Here is a 6871-nt window from a genome sequence, read left to right on the forward strand (position 1 = left end):
CAACCCTGGAGCAGTTGACTACCTGGGTATTGCCGTATTTCATCGGCCGCCTGTATTTTCATGACAGACAGGCCCTAAAGGAACTGGCTTTTGGAATTTTTCTCGGTGGTCTGATATACATCCCCTTCTGTTTATGGGAGGTTGTCATGAGCCCCAGGCTGCACCGGATAATATATGGGTTTCATCCCCATGATTTTGGCCAGACCAAGCGTATGGGGGGGTGGAGACCCGTGGTCTTCATGGAGCACGGGCTGATGACCGCAATGTGGATGATCACTGCTTTTTTAAGCGGGTACCAGCTTTTGCGTTCGGGCTGGCTGTATCGCAAATTTCCAGACTGGAAGTGGATCTGGATCCCTGCTCTGATTGTTCTTTTCATAACCATTATTTTGAATAAATCCATGGGTGCCATGGGTCTTCTGGTGCTGGGCCTGCTGGTGCTGCATGTGGTGTACTGGACCCGCTGGTCCCTGCCTTTGCTGGTGATTCTACTGGTGCCGGTGATTTATGTGGTGGCCAGGGGTACCGGGGCCTGGGACGGGCAGCACCTTATAGATGCTGCAGGCCGGGTGGCCAGCCCTGAAAGGACCGGTTCCCTGGCTTTTCGCCTGGATAATGAAACCATACTGGTGGACAAGGCCACGGAGCGTTTTTTTCTGGGGTGGGGAGGCTGGGGCAGGTCCTTTGTGCGCGACGATGAGGGCAGGCCCGTTTCAGTACCGGACGGGCTGTGGATCCTGGCTTTTGGCCAGCATGGAGTAATCGGCCTGGCTTCTTTGTTGACCGTGCTCATTATGCCGCCCCTGCTGTTTCTGAGAATGTATCCCGTGGTCAGCTGGAGAGGCCCCCCAGTGGCCCCCCTGGCATCCCTGCCTATTCTTATGGGGATTTTTACCGTGGACAGTCTGCTCAATGCCATGTTCAATCCCCTGATACTGATCCTGGCCGGGGGTATCATCGGTTTGTGGATAAACCGGCATCACCAGGAAAGAGAAGCTTATGACAACCGGATGCAACTGGCTGCCAGGCCTGTAACGCGCCTGTTCTAAGAATTGCTGCTGATCATTTGAGGACAGATATCGCCATGACCATAGAATCAAAGAACAGCCCTGAAGAGAAGGGATCCAGTCGCAGTCTGGCTGTGCGGGGCTCCATGTGGACCATGTTTGGTTACGGGGGCTCTCAGGTACTGCGCCTGGGCAGCAATCTCATCCTGGCCAGGCTGCTGTTTCCGGAAGCTTTCGGGCTCATGGCCCTGGTAAATGTCTTTATGCACGGATTGCAGATGTTTTCCGACGTAGGCCTGGGACCAAGCATAATCCAGAACAGGCGAGGCAGGGAAACTTCCTTTCTGCGCACTGCCTGGACTGTCCAGGTTTTTCGAGGGCTGATCCTGTGGCTGGCTTCATGCGCCCTGGCACTGCCTGCAGCCGCTTTTTTCTCAGTCAGTGATCCCATGGCTGAGAACCTGGCGGTGATGCTGCCCGTGGCCGGCCTGACCGCTCTGATTGCCGGCTTTACCTCTACCGGGGTGTTTCTTCTGAACCGGGATATGGCTCTGGGACGTCTTACCGGCCTGGAAATGGTTTCCCAGGTGGTGTCCATCGGGGTTATGATCGGATGGGCCTTAGTGTATCCAAGCGTGTGGGCCCTGGTGGCGGGCGGGCTGGCTTTCAGCTTTACGCGCATGGTGCTTAGTCATTTCTGGAATCCGGGCCCCGGGGACTGGTTTGCCTGGGACCGCTCCTGTGCCGGTGAGTTGTTTAAGTTTGGAAAATGGATTTTTCTGAGTACTCTGGTGACGTTCCTGGCAACAAACCTGGACCGGCTGATGCTGGGCAGGCTTTTGAGCATGGCTGAACTGGGGGTGTACAGTATAGGGATGACCTTTGCAAGGGTAGCCATTCACACCTCCAGTAAGCTCAGCACTCTGGTGATTTTCCCGCTTCTGTCCAGGCTGCAGGATGAACCGGACCGCCTGGTGAATGCCTGTCTCAAGGCCCGCAGGCCGGTATTGTGGATCAGCGGGGCGGTTTGCGCTGGTTTTGCCATGGGTGCGCCTCTTTTTTTCGAGACCCTCTATGACCAGAGGTACCATGAAGCCGGCAGGATTTCCCAGTGGCTGGCCCTGTACACCTGGACCCATGTGCTGGTTTCCAGCATGGACCGTATCCCCCTGTCTCTCGGCAGGCCCAGGGTACTGTTTACAGCCAATCTGATTACCACCTGCTGTATGGCTCTGGCCCTGCCCGGCTATATGTTTATGGGGCTGCCGGGATTTATTATGGGCATGGCCCTGTCCAATGTTGCAGCTCACATTTATCTCTTGAGCACTCTGCCGGTTGGAAGGCACAGAATGGCCCTGCAGACCATCGTCTTTACCTCTGGTCTGCTCGGGTACTCCCTGCCTCTGATAATAATGCTTCGAAGCATAGATATCCAGGAATCCCCTCTCTTGCATACCCTGGCTGTTGTAATGGCTGCCGGTCCCCTGGTCCTGGCAGGAGCCTGGTTTGCCTGGAAAGCTGTCAGATCTAAGGGTGAAAAGGAGAACTTAAAACCATGAAAAACAGCATGCTGCAATGGGTGGAACTGGCCAGGCAGGTCAGCCTGGGCGTGGCTCCGGATATGAATATCCTGAGGGAGCGGGGCAGTGATGTGCGCATAGCCCGGGTGAGCACGCCCAGTAACGGCAGTGTAGTGGTCAAGCTATGGAACAGGTCTGGCTTGCGCTGGCTTGTCAGATACCTGAGCCTGAGCAGCGCAGCCCGCCGGGAGTGGACAGCCCTGAAGCGGCTGGCTGAATCCGGAGTGCCGGTACCCGAACCTCTGGCGTATATCCCCAGGCTTACGGGTCCCGCAGCCCATACTCAGGCTCTGATTACCCGGGATCTGGGAGAATGTGGCGATGTCTTAGAGTACCTGAAAGAACTTATCCGGCAGGGCGACCAGGAAAAAGAACAGACCTTTTGTGATGAGATTATCAGAGTCACTGCTGTCATGGTCCGGCTGGGGCTTCTGGATACAGATCACCGTCTGCCGAACTTTGTAGTGGATCCGTCCGGCAGGCCGGTTCGCCTGGATTTTGAGCTCAATGTCCGACGACCGCTCCCCAGGCTATGGACCAGAAAATACGGACTTATGCTGGGCACTCTGCTGGGCAGTTTTGTTTTTGCGGTCCAGCCGGATACATCTAAGGTATACGGCTTTGCCTCACGGCTGCGCAGGGCCTTAGAGCCGCCGGAAAGTGTGTTGCGGGTGGCAGAACAAAGAATGCTGGAAATGCTTAGACGCCAGGAACTGGAAACCGGACTGCAGATAAAGATAAATTATCCATGGGAGATAAACTGATGCATTTACAAAAGGAAACAGCACTTCAAGAAAAGACTCCTCTGGTCATCATGGGGATCCCTTTTCATGACATGACCTTTGAAGAGACGGTCTCATGGGCCCTGGAAAGAATACGTTCCGGCAGGTCCGGTTATATTATTACGGCCAATCTGGACTTTGTGATGCAGTCCCGCCGGGATCCCGAGCTGCAGCGTATCATGCTGGAGGCGGACCTGGTGGTGGCGGATGGTGCTCCCCTGGTCTGGATTTCCCGTATGTTCGGCCCAAAGCTCAGACAGCGGGTCACCGGCAGCGATCTGACTCCAATGCTGGCCGGGGCCTGTAGGGATGAAAATTTGAGCATATTCGCCCTCGGGGCTGCTCGCGGAGTGCCGCAGAAAGCCATGGATGCCCTGAAAGAAAAATATCCCGGCCTGCAGGTGGCAGGTTTTTATTCACCACCCAAGGCGGATATCCTGGATATGGACCACGAAGACATCCTCAGAAAGATCCGGGATGCCGGCCCGGATCTGCTGCTGGTAGCTTTTGGTGCCCCCAAACAGGAAAAGTGGATTAATATGCACTTCCGGGAGTGGCAGGTTCCCCTCGCCATAGGAATAGGTGGCACTCTGGACTTTCTGGCCGGAACGCAGCGCCGGGCACCGCTGCTGGTCCAAAAAGCCGGCATGGAATGGTTCTGGCGTATGCTTACAGACCCCAGGCGGCTTTTGGGGCGCTACGCCTCCAACCTGGTGTTTCTAGCCAGAGAAAGCATTAGGCTGGGCAGGCTGTCCCGGGGCGGCGGGCCAAAAAACGAACCGCTGCCTGTACCACAGGATGCCATCCTGGAGGATCTCCAGGCAGTGTTCATACCTATGAAGCCCATGGCATCGAGAACTGCCCTGCAGACCTTTCTGGAACGGCTGCTTCCTGTAGTTCAGACTCACAGCCTTGTGCTGGATCTATCAGAGATCAAGGCTTTGAACAGCCTGGAACTCGGGGGGTTGGTGGCCTTAGAAAAAACCTGCCGCAAATATAAGGGCAGGGTGTTTCTGTGGAATGCCGGCCGGGGTATTCAGCGCTATCTGCAGGCCTGCGGCCTGACGGACTATCTAAGGATAGTGGATACCCTGGAGGAACTGCAGTCCCAGCTTGGGAAGCTGCAGCGGATTGTCCGGGAAGGATCCGTGGTGGACATGGGGCAGGGCTTTCTGAAGATCCGCATGCCCCTGGAACTTACCGTGACCAACCTGGAAGATTTCCGGCAAAAGGTGGATGGCATATGGGACAGACTTTCCGCCCAGGGAGGATTAGACGAGATCACCATTGATGCCGGACAACTGGAATTTATTGATAGTTCCGCTCTGGGTTTTCTAGTGGGACTCAAGAAAAAGGCCCAGGCACAGAACATCCTTATGGAGTTTCATGGGTTCAGCGGCGATGCCGGAAAGACCCTCAAGCTGGCCCGGCTGGACAAGCTGCTGGGTTCATGATTTTTTCGGGTTGCTGTAGATTGATGCGCCTGCAAAAAATCAGGACTAGTGTTTAGAAGCGCACGCTGGTTTCGCAGATATATACGACTCCAGTGACTACATGTAAGCCATTCAGGGGATACTCAGTTGCAGTCCCTCTGGCACAAGGCCTGGGGACTGTCCCGCACTTATTTTTCTAACGCTCACATCTGTAAATTGTTCATCAGAAAATAATAAGTGCGGGACTGTCCCCGGGCCGGTATCTGCCCCCTGAATGGTTACGAATACATTGCTGAAGACAATCGATTTTAACATATAAAGCCCCTCAGCAGGTGTCTCTTAATCTGCACTCAATGAGATATAGTCGTTCAATGCCTGGGCTGTGTAACGGGGATCCCAGTTACCCTTGCGGTTTTGCCTGGCCCGCTCGGTAAAAGTCATAAAGGCATGGTAGCGTTTTGCAGTCAGTGTAGCCTGCTCCCGGCTCATCCTTGGGCGGGTTCCACCATCGTGAGGGAAGCCTTGAAACTGTTCAAGAACTTTGCGGACCTTGAGACGGGTCTCCTGTTTTTTACCATCCGTGCCGGCATCCACGTAGACATCCGGATCCGGCTCATAATGTGGATCGATTTTCAGCATATAGGACAAAATGTCGCGTTCCCAGGCCGGGTGTTCATCTTGAGGGCATGCAGAATAGTACCACCCAGCTGCCTGTGCCAGTTCCTGGGGTGAAAAAAAGGCCAGACCGTAGTCATCAAAACCATGCTCCTGCCATTTGCTGAAATCTCCCCTTTGCCTGTCCCCCCACTCAAAACGGCTGAAACCACCCTGATAATAGTAGTTGCCCTCCAGGATACTGTCGCCCATGCAGACCTGGTTTGACGGCTCAGGACCAGAGTAGCTGACCACTTTGCCCTGTTCTGTATTCAAAAGGATATTGTTATGCAGTGTTGCACTGCTGACTCCTTTGGGAGTATCAGGGCCATGAATAAGCAGACTGGCTGCACTCCGGGAAATGCCGATATTGTTGTGTACTGTCACATGTCCAGCCTGAAGGGCAGGCAGGTGGCCGCTGTCATCAGTATCCCTGTAAGATGGGATGCCGCCGGCTTCCAGCATGGCTCCGGAATTGCTGATGCGATGGAAGTGTGCCACTGTGTTGTCATTCATCACTCCAGACTGTTCCGGGCCTGCCCCGATGCGCAGTCCCTGGCCGAACCCTCCCGGAGGGAGGAAGTGGTCATCGTGCAGCACCACATTGGACCTGATGACCGCATTCTGCAGAATATCTCTTTGAGACTGGGGATGACTGGTGCTCAGTGCCGATTCGTTCCACATAAAAAGGTTGTGCTCGGCTATGCCCCCCTGACGCATCTGTACTGAGCCTCCGCCGCCGTTGCGGCTGAAGATGTTGCCCCGTAAATGAAGACTGCCGTAAGAGTCGGCATAGATATTCCGGTCAAAAAAGGTCCTGACCGGCTGAACCCCTTTACCGGGTTCAAGATAATCACAGCGGTTTACATTCCTGGTCCAGGTACTTGGTTCGTTGGGATCCTGTTTGTATCCGTTTCGGTCGAAAAGGCTCTCTTCGATGGTCCAGCTGTCTTGAGGCCAAATCCGGTCCGGGGGGCCCTGGTCAAGCAGTTGACCGGCACGGTCCAGGTTGTCGATATAAAGCCCCTGGACATGGCTGTCCGCATCCCAGGCATCCAGAACCGCACTGCGTCTGACCAGAACTCCGTCCCAGGCGGCGATGTTTGATGCACCCATTCCCCGGGCGCGCAAGTCCTCCACTAGAATATCCTCGGCCCACCAGGCATTGTTCAGCTGTCCCTGGGCTCCAGAATCCCAGTGCAACCGGCCTTTGAGATCCAGGGAGATCAGACGCAGGTGGCGGGCATGACCTGGGATCCGCCAGGCATCAAGTACTGGGCGGGGTTTTTCAGAGGGCCCCCATGCCGTTATCACCATAGGTTCGTTTATGCTGCGACCGCGCTGACGCAGTCCGTGAGAACGTGGCCGGTAATTTTCTGAATCCGGTTGCTGGTGTTCCCGGAAATCGTCACCCC

5 protein-coding genes are annotated in these 6871 nt (G+C 55.1%); 4 read left to right on the forward strand and 1 reads right to left on the reverse strand.

Annotated elements, in window-relative coordinates; all coding sequences use genetic code 11:
• The 4 genes from QZP87_RS05350 to QZP87_RS05365 form a co-directional block, all read left to right on the forward strand.
• A partial coding sequence (locus QZP87_RS05350) for a hypothetical protein (protein WP_291321890.1) occupies positions 1-1049 on the forward strand: 1049 nt, incomplete at its 5' end.
• A gap of 35 nt (positions 1050-1084) precedes the next feature.
• Complete coding sequence (locus QZP87_RS05355; protein WP_291321891.1) at positions 1085-2566, forward strand: oligosaccharide flippase family protein; 1482 nt, start codon at positions 1085-1087, stop codon at positions 2564-2566.
• Positions 2563-3351 carry a lipopolysaccharide kinase InaA family protein gene (locus QZP87_RS05360; protein WP_291321892.1) on the forward strand — a complete coding sequence of 263 codons (789 nt, stop codon included), beginning with the start codon at positions 2563-2565 and terminating at the stop codon, positions 3349-3351. Before QZP87_RS05355 ends, QZP87_RS05360 begins: the two co-directional genes overlap by 4 nt.
• Positions 3351-4823, forward strand: a complete 1473-nt coding sequence (locus QZP87_RS05365) for a WecB/TagA/CpsF family glycosyltransferase (RefSeq protein WP_291321893.1) — start codon at positions 3351-3353, stop codon at positions 4821-4823. The genes QZP87_RS05360 and QZP87_RS05365 overlap by 1 nt, the downstream gene beginning before the upstream one ends.
• A 318-nt stretch (positions 4824-5141) precedes the next feature.
• On the opposite strand, the gene QZP87_RS05370 is transcribed toward QZP87_RS05365, so the two are convergent.
• Positions 5142-6871, reverse strand: a 1730-nt coding sequence (locus tag QZP87_RS05370; protein WP_291321894.1) for a hypothetical protein, incomplete at its 5' end; no start/stop codon positions are given.

Source organism: Desulfonatronospira sp. (assembly GCA_003563255.1).
Taxonomy (GTDB): Bacteria; Desulfobacterota; Desulfovibrionia; order Desulfovibrionales; family Desulfonatronovibrionaceae; genus Desulfonatronospira.